The 17,478-nt window shown below is 44.5% G+C and carries 15 protein-coding genes; 7 read left to right on the top strand and 8 right to left on the bottom strand.

What is annotated here, in order from left to right:
- Positions 1 to 121 precede the first annotated feature (121 nt).
- From FK220_RS00775 to FK220_RS00760, 4 genes are all read left to right on the top strand, one after another.
- Complete coding sequence (locus FK220_RS00775) at positions 122 to 769, top strand: LON peptidase substrate-binding domain-containing protein (RefSeq protein WP_152572382.1); 648 nt, start codon at positions 122 to 124, stop codon at positions 767 to 769.
- A gap of 188 nt (positions 770 to 957) precedes the next feature.
- A complete protein-coding gene (gene sucC / locus FK220_RS00770) occupies positions 958 to 2,151 on the top strand; it encodes an ADP-forming succinate--CoA ligase subunit beta (RefSeq protein WP_152572381.1) in 1,194 nt (397 codons plus the stop codon).
- Between the two features lie 273 nt (positions 2,152 to 2,424).
- Positions 2,425 to 2,769 carry a hypothetical protein gene (locus FK220_RS00765; RefSeq protein ID WP_152572380.1) on the top strand — a complete coding sequence of 115 codons (345 nt, stop codon included), beginning with the start codon at positions 2,425 to 2,427 and terminating at the stop codon, positions 2,767 to 2,769.
- A gap of 338 nt (positions 2,770 to 3,107) precedes the next feature.
- Complete coding sequence (locus tag FK220_RS00760; protein ID WP_152572379.1) at positions 3,108 to 3,464, top strand: hypothetical protein; 357 nt, start codon at positions 3,108 to 3,110, stop codon at positions 3,462 to 3,464.
- Positions 3,465 to 3,520: 56 nt separating this feature from the next.
- On the opposite strand, the gene FK220_RS00755 is transcribed toward FK220_RS00760, so the two are convergent.
- A complete protein-coding gene (locus FK220_RS00755) occupies positions 3,521 to 3,922 on the bottom strand; it encodes a DUF1456 family protein (protein ID WP_152572378.1) in 402 nt (133 codons plus the stop codon).
- A gap of 132 nt (positions 3,923 to 4,054) precedes the next feature.
- Here FK220_RS00755 and FK220_RS00750 point away from each other — a divergent pair, with 132 nt between their 5' ends.
- Both FK220_RS00750 and FK220_RS00745 read left to right on the top strand, forming a co-directional pair.
- The gene (locus FK220_RS00750; protein ID WP_152572377.1) at positions 4,055 to 4,456 is read left to right on the top strand and encodes a TerB family tellurite resistance protein; all 402 of its coding nucleotides are present in this window, start codon (positions 4,055 to 4,057) and stop codon (positions 4,454 to 4,456) included.
- 243 nt (positions 4,457 to 4,699) lie between these two features.
- Positions 4,700 to 5,122 (top strand): Hsp20/alpha crystallin family protein, encoded by a 423-nt coding sequence (locus FK220_RS00745; protein ID WP_238718859.1) that lies wholly within the window; start codon positions 4,700 to 4,702, stop codon positions 5,120 to 5,122.
- A 159-nt stretch (positions 5,123 to 5,281) separates the two neighbouring features.
- Here the strand turns inward: FK220_RS00745 and FK220_RS00740 are convergent, their stop codons facing one another.
- The 3 genes from FK220_RS00740 to uvrB form a co-directional block, all read right to left on the bottom strand.
- The gene (locus FK220_RS00740) at positions 5,282 to 6,817 is read right to left on the bottom strand and encodes a M20/M25/M40 family metallo-hydrolase (RefSeq protein WP_152572375.1); all 1,536 of its coding nucleotides are present in this window, start codon (positions 6,815 to 6,817) and stop codon (positions 5,282 to 5,284) included.
- Positions 6,814 to 9,072, bottom strand: coding sequence for a beta-glucosidase family protein (locus FK220_RS00735; protein WP_152572374.1), 2,259 nt, complete (start codon positions 9,070 to 9,072; stop codon positions 6,814 to 6,816). Before FK220_RS00735 ends, FK220_RS00740 begins: the two co-directional genes overlap by 4 nt.
- A gap of 216 nt (positions 9,073 to 9,288) precedes the next feature.
- Positions 9,289 to 11,277 (bottom strand): excinuclease ABC subunit UvrB, encoded by a 1,989-nt coding sequence (uvrB, locus tag FK220_RS00730; protein WP_152572373.1) that lies wholly within the window; start codon positions 11,275 to 11,277, stop codon positions 9,289 to 9,291.
- Positions 11,278 to 11,493: 216 nt separating this feature from the next.
- Here uvrB and FK220_RS00725 point away from each other — a divergent pair, with 216 nt between their 5' ends.
- Positions 11,494 to 12,183, top strand: coding sequence for a hypothetical protein (locus FK220_RS00725; protein WP_152572372.1), 690 nt, complete (start codon positions 11,494 to 11,496; stop codon positions 12,181 to 12,183).
- Between the two features lies 1 nt (position 12,184).
- Here the strand turns inward: FK220_RS00725 and FK220_RS00720 are convergent, their stop codons facing one another.
- From FK220_RS00720 to FK220_RS00705, 4 genes are all read right to left on the bottom strand, one after another.
- On the bottom strand, positions 12,185 to 13,603 hold the full coding sequence (locus FK220_RS00720; RefSeq protein ID WP_152572371.1) for a T9SS type B sorting domain-containing protein: 1,419 nt from the start codon (positions 13,601 to 13,603) through the stop codon (positions 12,185 to 12,187).
- A gap of 16 nt (positions 13,604 to 13,619) precedes the next feature.
- On the bottom strand, positions 13,620 to 15,365 hold the full coding sequence (locus FK220_RS00715) for a T9SS type B sorting domain-containing protein (RefSeq protein ID WP_152572370.1): 1,746 nt from the start codon (positions 15,363 to 15,365) through the stop codon (positions 13,620 to 13,622).
- Positions 15,366 to 15,695: 330 nt separating this feature from the next.
- The gene (locus tag FK220_RS00710; RefSeq protein WP_152572369.1) at positions 15,696 to 16,529 is read right to left on the bottom strand and encodes an ABC transporter permease; all 834 of its coding nucleotides are present in this window, start codon (positions 16,527 to 16,529) and stop codon (positions 15,696 to 15,698) included.
- A gap of 13 nt (positions 16,530 to 16,542) precedes the next feature.
- Positions 16,543 to 17,445, bottom strand: a complete 903-nt coding sequence (locus FK220_RS00705; RefSeq protein WP_152572368.1) for an ABC transporter ATP-binding protein — start codon at positions 17,443 to 17,445, stop codon at positions 16,543 to 16,545.
- Positions 17,446 to 17,478 lie beyond the last annotated feature (33 nt).

Raw genomic sequence — 17,478 nt, 5'->3', positions numbered from 1 at the left:
ACGTACAAAAAATCTTTTTAAAATATTACAAATAAAACAAATTGTTATATTTAAAACAAATAGAGGTGCCAATCAAATTTGTCACTGTGCAGTTCGAATTGTATTTTTAGAAAAAAATCGCATGGTATTACCATTATTCCCATTACAATCTATCTTCTTTCCCGGTGAGACCGTTCCGCTACACATTTTTGAGGAACGCTACAAACAGTTGATTCATGATTGCCGGTCCGAAGCGATTACCTTTGGAATTCCCGTTTACATCAATGACGGCCTCGCTTATGGCACGGAAGTACAGCTTGTGGAGGTGGTGACTACCTATGAAGGCGGGGAGATGGATGTCACCTGTGTGGCACGCCAGGTTTTTAAGGTGCTGACCTTTGAAAATCAATTGAACGGAAAATTATATGCCGGAGGCCGGGTACAGTTTCTTGAAAATGTCAATGATGCCGATAACACGATGCGAAAGGAAGTACTTTCAAAAATCGAAGAACTCTATCATTTGATGGAAGTACCCTTCACGCCAATACCAATCGACAAATTCCACAGTTTTGTGCTAGCGCACAAAATGGGCCTGTCGATGCAGCAAGAGTATGAGCTCCTGCTCATGACGAAGGAAAGTGACCGATTAGCCTATATCCGCGGACACCTATTGGCGACTATTGCGGTGTTGAAGGAGGTGGACCGTACCAAAAGGGCCATTGCTTTAAACGGCCATTTCAAAAATTTCGACCCTTTGGATTTCGAGGGATTGGAGATTACCGGGCAGTAGGTGATCATTATAGTCGTGATACCCCGGTTAATCATTTTCACAGCTTTCAATGATTAAATAGTTTCGACAGTTTATTGTCTGGACTCAAGCATAATGTACTATTTGTTGCCATGCATGTTATTATGCATCATTAGTGTAAATCCGATTCGTTTCCTATTTTTGCACCCGAACTTAAAGACACCGCATATATGAACCTTCACGAATACCAAGGAAAAGAGATTTTAGCAAGTTTTGGCGTCCGCATACAGCGTGGCCTTGTGGCCCATAACGCAAAGGAAGCGGTCGATGCCGCCAAACAGTTGACTGCCGAGACAGGGACCGGATGGCACGTCATCAAGGCACAGGTGCACGCAGGCGGCCGTGGCAAGGGTGGAGGTGTAAAACTGGCCAAGAACCTAAAGGAGGTCGAGGAGTTGGCCGGACAAATCATCGGTATGAACCTTGTAACCCCTCAGACTTCCGCCGAAGGGAAAAGGGTACATAAGGTGCTGGTAGCCGAAGACGTTTATTATCCGGGCGATAGCGAAACGAATGAATTCTATATGTCCGTTTTATTGAACAGGGGAACCGGTCGAAATATGATCATGTATTCCACCGAAGGGGGAATGGATATCGAAGAGGTAGCCGAAAAAACGCCCCATCTTATCTTCACCGAGGAAATAGACCCCGCAACGGGTCTGCTCCCTTTCCAAGCGAGAAAAATTGCCTTTAATCTAGGACTTTCGGGAACTGCCTTCAAGGAAATGACCAAGTTCGTAACTAACTTGTATAAAGCCTATGTGGAGAGTGATTCCAATATGTTCGAGATCAATCCTGTTTTAAAGACTTCGGATGATAAAATTATGGCGGTCGACGCCAAGGTATCGATAGACGACAATGCACTCTATCGCAGAAAGGCCTATGCCGAAATGCGCGATCTTCGGGAAGAGAATCCTATTGAGGTCGAAGCACGGGAAGTAGGGCTCAACTACGTAGATCTCGATGGCAACGTTGGTTGTATGGTCAATGGAGCAGGTTTGGCAATGGCAACGATGGATTTGATCAAGATGGCCGGTGGTGAACCTGCGAATTTTTTGGACGTAGGGGGAACTGCGGATGCCAAAAGGGTAGAGGAGGCCTTTCGAATTATTTTGAAAGACCCAGCGGTGAAAGCCATACTCATCAACATATTTGGCGGTATCGTTCGTTGCGACCGTGTGGCCCAAGGGGTGGTAGATGCCTATAAGAATATGGGGGATGCGATCAACGTACCCATCATTGTAAGATTGCAAGGCACCAATGCCGAATTGGCAAAAGAAATTATCGATAATTCCGGACTGGCGGTACACTCCGCGGTACAGTTCCAGGAAGCCGCCGACAAAGTGAAGGAGGTGCTCAGTTAATCAAGAATCAAAAAATGACGGTTGAAAGGGGCGTACGGATGTACGCCCCTTTTTTTGTACCAGCCCTTTTGTTTGATCTTCTCATTTCATTTATGAACAATAGGGGGTGGTGAAACTAAAATTTTGTTAATTGAAGTAGTTGGCTGTAACGATTTATAAAGGCTTGCAGTCTTTTAAGTAATTCATCAATCATCAATTATTAATCAGGTACTTGTTTTGCTTCCCAAGTGTCGAGCACTCGGGATTAAGAACGGGGCCACAAAAACGAACATCATGAGAAAAACTAGTTTAATGCTGGTAGCCGCAATGCTACTATCGAGTGGAAATTTATTTGCCTTCGGTCCAAAGGACACCAATCCGGCAGAGGAACTTAAGAATCAGGTTAAGGAACGCCTAAACGGCTATTTTGAGAAATCTACACATAAAGCCTTGGAGGCTTCGATATTATTTACGGTCAATAGGGAAGGCGAAATAGTCGTACTTTCCGTAGACACGGAGCACGAAGGCCTTGAAAGATTCGTGAAGGCACGCCTTAATTACCACAAGGTTTTGACCGATGGAGCCATCCAGGGCAGGAGGTACACTATTCCCTTGAGAGTAGAATCGTCGAGATACTAACTGGATTACGAGTTGTTGATTTAAAAGGCCGTGTTCTGAAATACTGCCTTTTAAATTAACTACGCCAGGTAAAGGCAAAGCCAACAACTGGTCGACGAGATTTGGTATTCGTCCTAACAATGTCAAGATATATTTATCTAAAATTCCGCATTTCACTACGTTTTGGGTAAAATTTGTTACTGTGTAAAAGAGTCATTCTTGCTAAAAAATATGTTAAAAAACATTTTTATTGTAACATTCTTAATTCCAAAGCGTCTTTTTAGTAATTCATCAATTAATCATTAATCAAGTTTTGTAATCACCGACCATCATCGGAGCAAAGCTAAAAAACGAAAATCATGAGAAAACTAAGTGTATTAGTTGTAGCTGCAATGCTATTGTCCACAGGGAGTCTATTAGCCAACGATGGAAAAAAAGGCAAAACCAAAAAAGCTTCCAAAACCGAAGTCAAGAGTCTATCCACTCAAATCGGTAAATTATTGAATTATAATAATTTTACGGAAGATGAAGCTGGAGAAACCGCCCAAGTATTGTTCACCCTGAACAGCGAAAAAGAAATCGTAGTCTTATCGGTAGATACCGAGGACGCGACCATGGACGCTTTTATCAAAAATCGGTTGAATTACCAAGAAGTAGATGTGGACGCCTATGAAGACGGTAAAAAATATACCGTTTCAGTACGCATTGATTCGTAAGAACTAAGAGTAATATTAAAATCCTGATTTGAACCCGATTGGCTTCGGAGTTTAGGTCAGGATTTCTTTTTTCCTCCCGATTGGGACGGCTTGTTCTTATATTTTACGGGAGAAAGTGGCGGATACGCTTTCTTTTTTTGCCTTTGTCCGAAGTCTTTTATTTTGCCGTCGGATCCCTGATTTTGGGTTTGGGCGGCTTCCTCTCGTCTTTTAAGGACATCCCCAGGGTATTTGGGTTGTTCCTTGGTCCCGCGCAGGTACAGCACCAGGCCGTTCAGAAAATTGCGCAGAATTTGGTCGCCACACTCCCTATAGTTGGGATGGTCTTCCTTCCTAAAGAAAGCACCCAGTTCACTTTTGCCAAGGTTAAAATCCACTAGTTTAAGAATCTCTAGGATATCCTCGTCTCTCAACATGAGGGCTACGCGGAGCTTTTTAAAAACGTCATTGTTGGTCATACCATTTGTTTTTGGAAAGGTATTACAAATTACCTATCCCCTCCAAAGCTGAATTCCCCTCTTTATACGAAATTGGGTTTTAAGGAGTTATATAAAAGTAATTATGGGACTCATCCTTTAATCCCATCAACCATGAGTACATATAAAGAAAAGTTGAGTATTCTCTCGGAAATGATTGCTTTTGCCAAAATCGACAAGGTGGTAGGAGATCCCGAGTACAACTTTTTGTTGGGCGTCGCTTCCCATTTGGGTGTTGATAGGAAAACCTTCGATTCGCTTTTCGAAATCGAGGTCGAACATGTGATTCCGAAGACCCAGGCCGACCGTATCATCCATTTCCATCGATTGGTATTGCTCATGAACGTAGACCGAAGACAGCTCGAAATAGAAGTAAGTCGTCTACATAATATAGGGCTTGGAATGGGACTTCCGCCATCTGCCATCGAACAGGTGCTTACCCTGATGCATCGATATCCCGATAAAATTGTACCACCCGAGGTACTGATCGATATTTTTAAAGCACATTACAATTAGAGCTTGTTCTCTCGAAGCCCAAACGTTCAAGTCTTCTTTCGCGTTATTTTAGTAGTTTTTCCCTTGGATTTCTCGCTCCTACGGTAGGCAATGGTCAAAATCTGCGTTGAAAAACAACAGTACACCGTCAAAAAGGCAGTATCGCCTCTTAAAAACACGCCAAAATGACACTTTTTACTATTGGTATGTCTTTTGCCTATTGAATATACGAAATCGAAAATGTTTAATTAAAAAGTATACATCATGTTAGTCAAAAGAAACAATATGTTATTCCCATCCTTGATGAATGAAATATTTAAACCAGATTGGTTTGGTGGAATGGAAAACTTTAATGGAGACCTTCCCGCGGTCAATATCAAGGAAGGCGAAAAAGATTTTGCGCTGGAGCTTGCAGCACCCGGTAGAAAAAAGGATGACTTCAATATCGAAATCGATAACGATGTTCTTACCGTGTCGTACGAGGTGAAGCACGAAGAGAAAAAAGAAGCGGAAAATTACACGCGAAGGGAGTTTACCCATAGCGCCTTTACTCGATCTTTTACGTTGCCCGAAACCATCGATGTTGATAAAATTGATGCCAAATATGAGGATGGTATCTTGACAGTGGCCCTACCCAAGAAAGAGGAAGCACTGCCAAAGCCAAAGAGAATGATAGAGTTGTCCTAATGGATTAAGAAAATTGTGAGTTTCCACCTCTCGGTGGAGTTCATAATGGTTGGTTTAGTTGGTTAGTTAGGAAGCGTCTCGACCGTTTGGTCGGGGCGCTTTTTTTTGGAAGGATTGATTCTGCCTTCTCCAGGGATCTCTTGAAAACTTCTGCGGTATTTAGTCGAAGGGCTCATCCAGAATTGCGAGACAGGTGATGATGCCTTCCATAAAATTTCCTAAACGGATGTTCTCATTGGGTCCATGGATATTGTTGTCGGGATTTGGAATTCGCACGGAAACGGCAGGGATCCCTAACGTTTCGATAAAGGGTGCTATGGGCTGAGATCCCCCAGTAGTACGCATGTTCACTACTTGATCTCCAAAGACTTTGGCCAAAGCCTTTTTTAAAAATAATCCGGTCGGGGAATCGATCGATGTTCTGAAGGGTGCCGACCCGACCCGATATTGAAACGAAGCCATTTTGGAATAGGTTTTCCGCTCTTCTTCGGTGGGAGTCGAACTGATCAGATGGTATCCACAATCTTTGATGTGGGCCTTCAGAAGTTCCATAAGGTGAATTCCGTCAGATTCCGGGACCAATCGCATATCAATTTCGGCAATCACCTCTGAAGGTATGATAGTCCGTACCTCATCGCCTACCCATGCCGAACGCAGTCCCCTGATATTGAGTGAGGGATACTGTAAGGACTCTTGATAACTATCGCCGATCGCATCAGGTTTGGCGATACCCAGTTGTAACTTGATACTGTCCAGATTTTCAGGAATATCGTTTAGGACTTCTTTTTCAGCAGCCGATAGTTCTATTCCGTCATAAAAGCCGGGCAGGGTTACCTTACCGTTTTTATCTTTTAAACTACCCAATACTTTGGAGGCTTCAAAAATAGGGTTGGGTGCAAAGTTGCCATATTGACCGCTATGTAGGGGGTATCTCGCCCCAAAGAACCTGATGGTGGCGGTTGCGATTCCTCTGGCACCATAGGTAAGGGTGGGTAGGTTTGATAAATGACGGGTGCCATCCATAATCAAAAGCATGTCCGCTATGAGTAGTCCTTGATGGTCGGTAACGGCTTTGGCAAGGTGGGGAGAGCCCATTTCTTCCTGATAATCCATAATGACCTTGACGTTGAAGCCGGGTTTCCGATTTAGTTCCTGCATGACCTGTAATGCACTGATGAAGGACATCGCGGGTCCTTTGGAGTCTGACGCAGAGCGGGCAAAAATCCTCCAATCCGGGTCGTATTCGTTTCTTAGTTTCTCGAAATCCAACAATTTCCAGTTGGTGCCTTCCTTCTTTTTCAATACTGCCTGGAACGGATTCGGTTGATCCCATTCGGTACTATCCGCCGGCTGTCCGTCAATTTGTAAATAAAAAAGGACTGTCTTCTCAGAGGTATGATTTTTTTTCTCGGCAAGGAGCAGAGGGGCGCCTTCGGTTGTAATAATTTGAGTTTCAAAACCAAGTTCGTCAAAAGTTTGTTGGCACCATCTCAAATTGGCTTCGACCTGTTGGGGAAAATGACCGTCGTTGGGAATCTCAAGGAAGGACTTCAATTCGAAGACGGCGTCGGAAAATTTATCGACGGCGGCACGTTCAATTGCTTCCTTGGACAAAGACTGCGTGTGTACCGCATGGCTCAAAAGGAACAGTATGGCCGTAACAAATAATAGGCTGGTGTTACGAAGGGCTATCATTGATTTTCAATGTTTTCAGTCCCCATGGGATTTCCATAAAGAAAAGATGTTTTGAGTAAATCTACAGATGCTGAAGAACTCCCGACATAGAGCTCATGAACCATCTCCTCGATTTTCCAGGTGTTTTCGCCCTCGCTATAATAGGCCAAGTCCTTGGTCGCCACCTTCAGCTCAACTTCCTTGCTTTCCCCTTTTTTCAAAGGTATTTTTTTAAAGGCCCTCAATATCTTGACCGGCCTGTCGATGTTTGAATTGGCAAAACCTACATAGGCCTGCACTATTTCCTCACCGTCCCGCTCACCGATATTGGAAATCGTTACCGAAACCGAAAGGCTGTCGACCTCCTTTGCATTGGGGGTATTCACCCTTAGGCTGTCGTAGGCAAACTGTGTATAGCTTAGACCATATCCAAAGGGATACGCGGTTTTGGACCCTTTCTTATCAAAAAGTGTATACCCGTGATAATACCCATATTCAAGTGATTCGGCGAAAGGGTCGAATTCCGGTAGGTCCGATTTTCGTTCGGGGATTATGAAGGGAAGCTTGCCGCTTGGATTGACCTTACCGAATAAGACGTTGGCAAGTGCGTTACCGCCTTCCATACCCGCGTACCAGGCGTACAGTATTGTGGGAACCTCATTTTTCCAATTCTCCATAATAACGGCACTCCCTGCCACGATCGCCACTACGGTATTCGAATTCGCTGCTGCCAGCGCCTTGATCATCGCTTCATCGTCTGTCGATAAGGTCAACTCGAACCGGTCTCCGCCACGGCCTCCGCTAACCTCTTCCGCCTTTAACCCTTTTTGTGAATCGGGATCGATTACGATATATTCCCCTTCGTCCTTTTTGGTATATCCCGCAAGGATCACAACGGCATCTGCCTCCGCAGCTTTTTTCTTGGCCTCCTCGAGGTCCGCGCCATCGGAAAACGAAACTGTTCCACCATTCTTTTCAACAAATGCCCGGATGCCCCGGTAGGGGGTGACGACGTAGGGTGCATTCACGTTGCTACTGCCTTCGTCACCGGTGTTTTCCAGGTCGGCGATGCGACCTATGACCGCTATTTTTTTGCCTCGCGCGGAAAGGGGCAACAGGGACTCATTTTTTAAAAGTACCATGCCTTTTTCGGCAACTTCCATAGCCAACGCTACATTCTTTTCCGCTGCCTTGACCTCTTCGGTGTACTTCATAGGGTCTTTTGCCAGCGCATAAGTAAGCTTGGTGCGTAGAATTCGGGTAACCATGGTATCGATGCGTTTCTCGCTTATATTCCCATCATTTAGTGCCTGTTGGATGGTGTTTCGGTAAACTGAATTTACGGGCATCTCTACATCCATTCCTGCTCGCACTCCTTTTACCCCTTCACGCAATCCCCAAAGCCAATCGGAACTGACGAAACCTTCAAACCCCCAGTCTTCACGAAGGATTTTCTCCAATAAGTATTTGTTGTGTCCACAATATTCTCCCCTAAATCGGTTATACGCACTCATGACCGACGCAGCCTTGCCTTCCTGCACTACCTTTTTGAATTGTGGTAGATATACTTCCCGTAGCGTTCTTTCGTCCATGGTGGCATCGATATAAAAACGGGCATTTTCGACATTATTGACCGCAAAGTGCTTTGGTGTCGACATGACATTATGCCGTTGCAGGTTCTTGGTGTAGGCCTTTCCCAATTCGCCGGATAGAAAAGGATCTTCCCCGTAGGACTCCTGCGCACGCCCCCAACCGGGATGCCTAAGGATGTTGATGCAGGGAGAGCCGCTGTAATTGGCGCCATTTGCCCTTATTTCCATACCTACTACGTCTGCCACACGTGCCTCAAGGGAAATATCCCAACTGGCGGCTCTTGCAATGGCCACGGGAAAACAGGTATTACCCTTGCCGACCACTGCGCCACGAGGGCCGTCGGAAAAAACAAAAGGTGGAATCCCAAGGCGTTCGTTTCTTCCACTATGAATGTGGGGAAACTTTTTGGCAACAAAGATATTGGTCAAAAATTTGGAGTAAACATTAAAGGTACCCTCTCCGGTCATTTGATCTACTTTTTCATCCAAGCTCATTTGAGAGACCAAATCTTTGGCTAAGGAATCAATTTGCCCTTTGGTCCGAATATCGGCAAAAGTTTCCTCTTCGACCTTTACATCGTACACTGTATAATTTAAATAAATCACTGCCCAAATCACGAGGCCCAAAAGGAGCAACAAAAGAAAAAATCCGATGAACTTTGAGATTTTCCTTAGGGTCTTCATGGGGTTGGTTTTTCGCTGTTCACGGCCTTGTTTTATATCTTTGCAATAAGAGGGAAGAAGTTCCTTATTTCGTGTTAATTCTGCTCCAAATGAGTAAAAACGTCATTTTAGACTTGTCTAAAATTTATTTTCAATTATCTAATAATCAGCTTATTGTTTTTAGTTATATAATTTTAAGCTTCCAACTTATAAAAAACGGCATGTAAAGGAGTGTTTTCACTCCTGATCTTGCAATATTTTTATTTCGTCGCGTAATTTTGCAGCGAGCATAAAATCCAATTCTTTGGCTGCTTTCTCCATTGATTTTCTTTTTTCCCGAATTAGTTTTTCTATTTGTTCCTTAGTCAAATATTCAAGATCTGGTTCCGCGGCGCGTAGTTCCTCTTTTTGATAATGATAGGTCGAAACCGAGTTCTTGGCGAGCGCACTATCCAAGCTTTTATTCAATGCCATTGGTGTAATATTGTGCTCGTGATTATAGGCGATCTGCTTCTCTCTTCGGTAGGTGGTTTCATCGATTGTCTTTCTCATACTCTCGGTAATCGTATCGGCGTACATGATCGCTTTTCCGTTAAGGTGTCTTGCAGCCCTTCCAACGGTTTGGGTCAACGAACGGTTGCTCCTCAAAAAACCTTCTTTGTCCGCGTCCAAAATGGCAACAAGGGAAACCTCTGGCAAATCGAGTCCCTCCCGCAGTAGATTCACCCCTATCAAAACATCGAAAATTCCTTTGCGAAGATCTTGCATGATTTCGACCCGTTCCAACGTATCGACATCGCTGTGAATATAACGGCAACGTATATTGATTCTATCCAAATATTTCGCCAATTCTTCCGCCATCCGTTTGGTCAAGGTCGTCACTAAGGTGCGTTCATCTTTTTCGACCCGTTGCTGTATTTCTTCTACCAAGTCGTCTATTTGGTTCAAACTGGGCCGTACTTCGATTATCGGATCTAAGAGTCCGGTTGGGCGAATCACCTGTTCCGCGTAGACACCTTCGCTTAGTTTGAGCTCATAATCCGCGGGTGTTGCACTTACATAAATGACTTGGTTCTGTAATGCCTCGAATTCCTCGAATTTCAAGGGGCGGTTGTCCATGGCCGCAGGTAATCGAAATCCGTAATCCACCAGATTCACCTTTCTTGAGCGGTCCCCACCGTACATGGCGTGTACTTGGGGAATGGTAACATGGCTCTCATCAATAATCATTAAATAGTCGTCGGGAAAGTAATCCAACAAACAGAAGGGACGGGTTCCGGGAGCCCGGCCGTCAAGATAGCGAGAGTAGTTTTCGATTCCCGAACAATACCCTAATTCACGAATCATCTCCAAATCAAAATTCGTTCTTTCCTCAAGCCGCTTGGCCTCCAGAGGTTTCCCTATCTCCTTGAAGTAATCTACTTGTTTTACCAAGTCATCCTGAATTTGGTGTATGGCATTCTGCAAGACCTCTTGGGAGGTCACGAACATGTTCGCCGGATAGATGTTGAGACTCTCGTAAACCTCGATCACATTGTTGTTAAAGGGATCAAATGCCTCTATTTCCTCTACTTCGTCCCCAAAAAAATGAATTCTGAACGCATGATCGGCGTAGCCTGGAAATACGTCCACCACGTCGCCCTTCACCCTGAAATTTCCATTTCGAAAGTCTGCTGTGGTCCTTGAGTAAAGACCTTGTACCAGTTGGTGCAGGAATTTTGTTCGTGCGATGACCTGGTCTTTTTTTATGCTGATGACATTTTTCTGAAATTCGATAGGGTTTCCAATACCATACAGACAAGAGACCGATGCCACGACCAACACATCCCTACGACCCGATAAAAGTGAGGAAGTTGTACTCAGACGCAGTTTTTCGATATCCTCATTAATCGAAAGATCTTTTTCGATATAGAGTCCGGAAGTAGGGATAAAAGCCTCCGGTTGGTAATAATCGTAATAAGAAACGAAATATTCTACCGCGTTTTCCGGAAAAAACTGCTTGAATTCGGAGTAGAGTTGGGCGGCCAACGTCTTATTATGAGCTAATACCAGCGTGGGTCTTTGAGTCTGTTCCACCACATTGGCGACCGTAAAGGTCTTACCGGATCCGGTGACTCCCAGAAGGGTTTGGTACCTTTCCCCGTCCTCGATACCATCCACCAATTGTTTGATGGCTTCCGGCTGGTCCCCCGTAGGTTCGAATTCTGAGACGACCTTGAATTTCATAATACCTCTGCTATGATTAAAAATTATTATCCAACGCCCCAAAAATACAAAAAGCACCCGTGCTTTGGATAGGGGACTTGGATTAATTGGGAACCACGATTTGGGTTAACTTCGGACTCAACCCTCGCCATTTTCGAATAGAATGCGTATCTTCAATACGAGACAGACTAGAAGTACAGTTAAAAATCAAAACGTATACCAATTAACTCTTTGCCTATGAAGAATAAAAGAGGGTATAATGGAGTGATTGTGGTCTGTCTCCTGTCCGCATTGTTCAGCCATACACTACATTCCCAAGACTTACTGAACCGAAGAAACGATCGTTTTCCCTACGTTCCCGGAAAAATCATCTCTTATTCAGATGCCGGTTATAAGGGAACGGTGTATATTAATGAGGAGGTACTTCCCGCGAAACTCGGAACCAAATCGAAAGTGGATTTCCTTCGATACAATGCCTATTTAGATCGTATGGAAATTAAGAAGAAGGGGGAAATGCATTATTTAGGTGACTTCTTGGATACGCCCGTTCATTTCACCGGAACTGGTAAAACCTATCAGTATCTGCGTTTTAAGGATAAGAATGAGGTTAAAAACGGGTATTTTGTGCTTGTTCATCGGGGTACCAATGTATCCCTATGGCTGAAGGAACGCATTATCCTTGCTCCCGAGGTAAAGCAACGCACGAGTTTTGATACGTATAAACCGCCCACCTTCAAACGCCTAAAAGATCAGTTTTATTTGGTGGCAGCAGCTAATCCGGCGCAACCTATACCCAGTAGGAAAAAACAATGGGTACGCTTTTTTTCAAAGTTTGATAAGGATATCGAAACCTTCATAAAACAGAATACGATGGATGTCGGGAACAGGGAAGACCTCATACGGATCGTTCAATATATAGATCAATAGCTTATCTTTTTAGGGTGAAGTGACCTTTGATTTCCTTATTGCTGAAGGAGATGGCACGGTACCAATAATCGGATTCCGGTAAGGGTTGTCCATTAGAATTACCGTTCCAGCCTTGGGATGTGGGATCGATTTGCGCCAAAAGTACCCCGTACCTATCAAAAATAAAGATTTTTTCTACATTTATTTCACCGCTCCCCCCAAGTGGCACAAACTGCCAAAAATCGTTGATACCATCTCCATTGGGCGTAAAGAACAACGGAAAGTTCTTCGCGGTCAACTCTCTTTCTACCGTTCTTTGGGCTGTGCCGCAACCGAATTTGTCCCGTACGAATACCATACGTTCGCCATCGGGTACGTTTTCAAACACGGGACTATCTTGATAGGGGCCATTTTCAAAATCCAAGGCATATTCATAATCCCCTCCACCACTGGCTTCGATGGTGATGCGAATGCCCGTGGCCTGCCGGATTACCTGCACCGAATTGATAGTAGGGGGATTGGAGAAGACTACCCGAAACTCCTTGGAGCTGCTACATTCGACCGTACTTCCAAACTCGTTTACGTTATTGTAGGCTTCCGAACGGTATCTTCCTATGTCCTCCAGTGCGACCTCCCTACTTTCCGAAAGTAGGGTTTCGGAACCATCAGCTTCTATTTGAAACCAACGAAATCCGCTAGCCAATGCCTCATTGGTTACTACGGTTGGGAGGTTTTCAGCACAGATACCCACAATATCCGGGATATCGTTCAAGGGAGCGTTTAGGGAACAGTCTACCGTGGGTACGCCGGTAGTGAAGCGTTCAGGGGTGCAGGAAGAGGCACTGCCGATATCGTTGTAGGGTATGATCGTTACATAGATATCCTGATCTAATGGAAATTCTTCTTGGGGTCGATATTCCAGCACGTTGCCGACGTCAAAATCATCGATTACTTCGGAGCCTCCTACAGTGGTTCCGATGGTAATACGATATCCTGTAGCGGTCGGGGCATAGTTCCAACGGATTGCAGTGTCCACATTGATGCCGGTCGCGTTGTTCGGTGGATCGCTCAATGAAGTGCAGGTTGGGGGGGTGGTAACCTCGACAGTTGTAAATACCTCTACCTGGCAAACCAGTAGCTGTTGATTTTCGAGGAACATACTTATGGTTACGTAGATAGGTATACCATCGGGCAAACCTACCTCTGGCGTAAAGGAGTTGGTGAGTCCCGCTGATCGTTGATTTAATATGTCCGTTCCACCGGGAGTGGTTCCCAAGGAAATAAGATAGCCAAAAATCCCATTCACCGAATTCCAAGTGATAGTCGGGTTAACGGGTACTTCCGTAGCCCCATTGATAGGATAGGTCAATTGTGGACATTCTTGCGCCTGTGTAATGACTCCAATCAAAAGTCCGAATGTGAAGAGCATTCCTTTTAGCATATCGCAACGTTTCCAATTAGCGTTTTAGGGTAAAATGCCCTTGAATTTGATCCTGATCTTCAAAAATGGCTTTATACCAATAGTCCGAGGAAGGTAAGGGCGTTCCGTTGAGATTTCCATCCCAACCCCTATCGTCAGGGTTTAGCTGAATTATAAAATTCCCCATTCTATCAAATAGATAGATTGTTTCAATGGCAATCTCCCCAATTTCAGGAGGGGGACTGAATTGCCAAAAGTCATGGACACCATCTCCATTCGGGGTGAAAAAATTTGGGAAGGCCTCCGAAAGGGCATATTGTAGGCTGTTTGCGGAGACAACACAACCGAGATCCTTGTCCCTTACATAAACCATGTTATTTCCCGATGGTACATTGTTGAAAACGTTACTATCCTGATAAGGTCCATCCACATTATTCAACGCATATTCATAATCCCCTGAACCACTAGCGTTTACGGTTAGTTGTACCGATTCGTTACCAGTTTGGGAATCAATCGAGTTGATTGTAGGGGGGGCGACAATTTCGAGTACAAAATCCTGTTGCGTAGGACAGGCCGTATTGGCCCCGTCCGGGTCTGAAAAATTAATAGCCTCCAATCGATATCTTCCTTCCTGAGTAAGTGTAACTTGGTCGGAATTGGATAGAAGTTCCAACTCTGAGCCGTCGTTGGGGGATAAGCGTACCCAACGGAATTGATCGGCTACCGCATCCGTCGAAAGAACGGTGGGCAAATCATTGGAACAAACCCTGAAGCTGTTCGGGAATTCTAGTTCGGGTCTCAGATCCTGTACCAATTCGTTGGTATTGCCATCAAAAAAAGGCCCACAGCCCTGTATGGTGGAGAATGATTCCTGAAGGCAGCCGATGGCATCCCCTCCGGCATTAAAAGGTACTATCGTTACGTAAATCGTACTGTTCGCTTCAAAATCGATGACCGTGATCTGGTTGGTACTATAGACCGCTCCGGAGACAACATTGTTTTCAAAAGGAGAGGTTCCTATAAAAAGCCTATAGCCGATTGCATCGGGTACTTCCTCCCAACTTAAATCGGGTGTCAGTGGTACGTTGGTTTCTCCGTTGAATGGCGTAATGAGTCTACTACATCCAGGCAGCTCTACCATTTCCCCTGTCATGAAGCTAAAAGTAGGGCAAATGACCGGGGCAGGACCGTTTTCATTTCGTGGAATGATTTGTACAAAAATCTCCTCTTCCAAAGGAAGATTCCCCGGGGGGTCGAACGAAGTCACATTTCCAACGTCCTGCGTGGGAACAATTTCACCCCCCCCCTGTGTAGTACCGATATTGATTGAATATCCTGTGGCCTTTGGAACATATTCCCAGGAAATAATCGCCTCTTGGTTTACATCGATGGCGTTATCCATGGGGGTGTTAATGGTAGCACATCCGGGGGCTACAAGCACCTCTTCCGTCGAAAATGACCCTAGGGCACAATCGATATCAGGCCTATTGAAAAAAAACAAGGTAATGGTGATGTAGAGCGTACGGTTTTCCGGCAATCCTACTGGTGGGGAATAGGTGGTTGCATTACCTACCGATATTCTATCGGCCCATTCCGTACCACCCGGGGTTTCGCCAATAGAAATCAGATAGCCATTGACCCCATCGACGGGTTCCCAAGAAATATCGCTTTCGACCAAAACGTTTTCGTCGCCTGGTATCGGACTGGTCAAGTTGGTACAATCTTGACCATAGCCCGCTAGTACCAGTAGTACTAGGGCTATCAATAGTAGTTCTCTTTTCATCGCAAATCAGTCTTCTAAGATACTAAAAGTCTATCTTTCGCGGGCAAAACGATCTTTAAATTCCCTAATGGTATCGATGTTCCACCCAAACCAATCGCTAACATTGGTTGATCGGGTACCTTGGGAAGCTTTTCCTGTAGAATGTTAACTTCCATAAAAGTTTACATAATAACATACCTGCTATCCCTGCATGCATCCGGCAGGCTGTGCAAAAAGGACAAACTAGTTTCGCTCTATGATGTTGTGTGAGAAAAAAGGATTTCCAGCTATCGGCCATTGTTCATCCTCTTGAAAGAGGATTTCTGCCATTCGATATCCGCTCCCTGCAGTTTATAGATCTCGCCTTTTCAATAAGGCATACGAGAAGTAAACGAAAACGGCTGTCCAAACCAGGACAACCAGTATTTCATACCATTGTACATGGTAGTCAAGGGAAAGCTTTTCCCCGATTTGGTCTGCCACCGTCTTTACCGCACCCAAGCGGGTAAAGGGTTCCTTAATGAGGTTGGACATCGATTCCAAGGGAAAAAAGTTTTTGATTTGATTGGCAGTTTCCCATGACATTACTTTCCATCCCAATAAACCGAAAACCAGCTGTTCCAATATGAGCCAAAGGATCAAAAAACCCAATGCGAATGCCGACCTTTTGACCAAAATGCCCAGAAATAGGCAAAAAGAGAAGAAACCGACCAACTTCACAAAAAAGGCCAATATGAATTCCAAATCGGAAAAAATGATGGCTATTTCGTTATAATCGGAATACAGTAGTCCCAAAACCAATGAGACAATAAAGACAAAGACGGTCGAAATTAGCGCAAAGGACACAACCGTCAAAAATTTTGAAAGAATAAACTCTTTTTTCGAAAGGCCGTCGATCAGGTTCTGTTTAATGGTTTTGTTGCTGTATTCGTTCGCCATCATCGAGACAATGACAATTGCTAGGAAAAGTTTGAAAATTGCGGCAACGAAGCTATTGAAATGCCATATATAAGGAAAATTGAAGATACCTTGTTCGGCTAAATGGAACTTAACGGGTCCAATGTCAAATTTGATGGCCGCTACCAAAGCAATTGAGGTAAGCAATACGAAATAGGAAATGATCAGTATTTTACTGGTCCTATTGTTCCAAAGCTTAATGAATTCTATTTGTAGTAAACGTATCATTTATCGGTCGTCGTTAGTTGGTTTGGGTTTTGGTCAGGGTCAGGAATTGTTCCTCAAGGCTTTCCTTGCGTTTTACGAGATGAGAGAGAAGAATTTCTTTTTCAAAGAGTGCCTTGTTGAGGTCCTCGGCCTTCATTTCCTCTCTGAGGAAGGCGGTGATCAGACCGCTTTCGACCTTTATTTCCCCGAAACTGGCGTTTCCTTGAAGGTATTTGAGCAGCGCTTCCTCCTGGGAGGTTTTTAGCTCGAAGAAACCGTGGCTTGCCAACATCCCGTCGACCCTGCCCGAATAAAGCTTTTCGCCTTTCCTAAGGATTACCACATGGCTACAAACCTTTTCTACCTCATCCAGCAAATGCGATGCAAGAAGGATCGTAGTACCTTGGGAAGCTATTTTTTTTATGATTTCCCTTATTTGGTGGATGCCTTGGGGGTCAAGTCCGTTTGTCGGTTCGTCTAATATCAGGATTTCAGGATCGTTCAAAAGGGCCGAAGCTATCGCGAGGCGTTGTTTCATTCCTAGCGAGTAGGTGCGAAACTTACTGTCCTTGCGCTCCAAAAGTCCCACCAGTTCCAATTTTTCCTCTACTTTGTCGTCGGAAACTTCCTTGATTTTACATACCAATTTCAGGTTCTGTACCGCAGTCATATAGGGGTAAAAGTTGGGTCTTTCAATAATTGCCCCCACTTTCTTCAAGGCATCATGGGTAGAGGTGGCACCATCAAACCAAGAAAATGTCCCGGAAGTCCGGTTGACTACGTTTAAAACGATGCCCAGCGTCGTCGATTTACCGCTCCCGTTAGGCCCCAAGATACCGTATACGTTTCCTTTTTCTATTTGGAACGATAAGTCTTTGACGGCAGTAAGTGCCCCGAATTTTTTCGTGAGATTATTGACAGAGAGTATGGTTTGCAAAATAGCGATGCTTTTAGAAGGTTGCTGTTAACT

This window comes from Pelagihabitans pacificus (assembly GCF_009371985.2).
Taxonomy (GTDB): Bacteria; Bacteroidota; Bacteroidia; order Flavobacteriales; family Flavobacteriaceae; genus Pelagihabitans; species Pelagihabitans pacificus.
Note: the sequence above shows the minus strand (reverse complement) of the source record. Positions and strands in the feature narration are given on the sequence as shown.

Excerpts from the sequence above, each read along its gene's own strand:
- FK220_RS00775 (WP_152572382.1), top strand. The coding sequence starts at position 122 with ATGGTATTACCATTATTCCCATTACAATCTATCTTCTTTCCCGGTGAG.
- sucC (WP_152572381.1), top strand. The coding sequence starts at position 958 with ATGAACCTTCACGAATACCAAGGAAAAGAGATTTTAGCAAGTTTTGGC.
- FK220_RS00765 (WP_152572380.1), top strand. The coding sequence starts at position 2,425 with ATGAGAAAAACTAGTTTAATGCTGGTAGCCGCAATGCTACTATCGAGT.
- FK220_RS00760 (WP_152572379.1), top strand. The coding sequence starts at position 3,108 with ATGAGAAAACTAAGTGTATTAGTTGTAGCTGCAATGCTATTGTCCACA.
- FK220_RS00755 (WP_152572378.1), bottom strand. The coding sequence starts at position 3,922 with ATGACCAACAATGACGTTTTTAAAAAGCTCCGCGTAGCCCTCATGTTG.
- FK220_RS00750 (WP_152572377.1), top strand. The coding sequence starts at position 4,055 with ATGAGTACATATAAAGAAAAGTTGAGTATTCTCTCGGAAATGATTGCT.
- FK220_RS00745 (WP_238718859.1), top strand. The coding sequence starts at position 4,700 with ATGTTAGTCAAAAGAAACAATATGTTATTCCCATCCTTGATGAATGAA.
- FK220_RS00740 (WP_152572375.1), bottom strand. The coding sequence starts at position 6,817 with ATGATAGCCCTTCGTAACACCAGCCTATTATTTGTTACGGCCATACTG.
- FK220_RS00735 (WP_152572374.1), bottom strand. The coding sequence starts at position 9,072 with ATGAAGACCCTAAGGAAAATCTCAAAGTTCATCGGATTTTTTCTTTTG.
- uvrB (WP_152572373.1), bottom strand. The coding sequence starts at position 11,277 with ATGAAATTCAAGGTCGTCTCAGAATTCGAACCTACGGGGGACCAGCCG.
- FK220_RS00725 (WP_152572372.1), top strand. The coding sequence starts at position 11,494 with ATGAAGAATAAAAGAGGGTATAATGGAGTGATTGTGGTCTGTCTCCTG.
- FK220_RS00720 (WP_152572371.1), bottom strand. The coding sequence starts at position 13,603 with ATGCTAAAAGGAATGCTCTTCACATTCGGACTTTTGATTGGAGTCATT.
- FK220_RS00715 (WP_152572370.1), bottom strand. The coding sequence starts at position 15,365 with ATGAAAAGAGAACTACTATTGATAGCCCTAGTACTACTGGTACTAGCG.
- FK220_RS00710 (WP_152572369.1), bottom strand. The coding sequence starts at position 16,529 with ATGATACGTTTACTACAAATAGAATTCATTAAGCTTTGGAACAATAGG.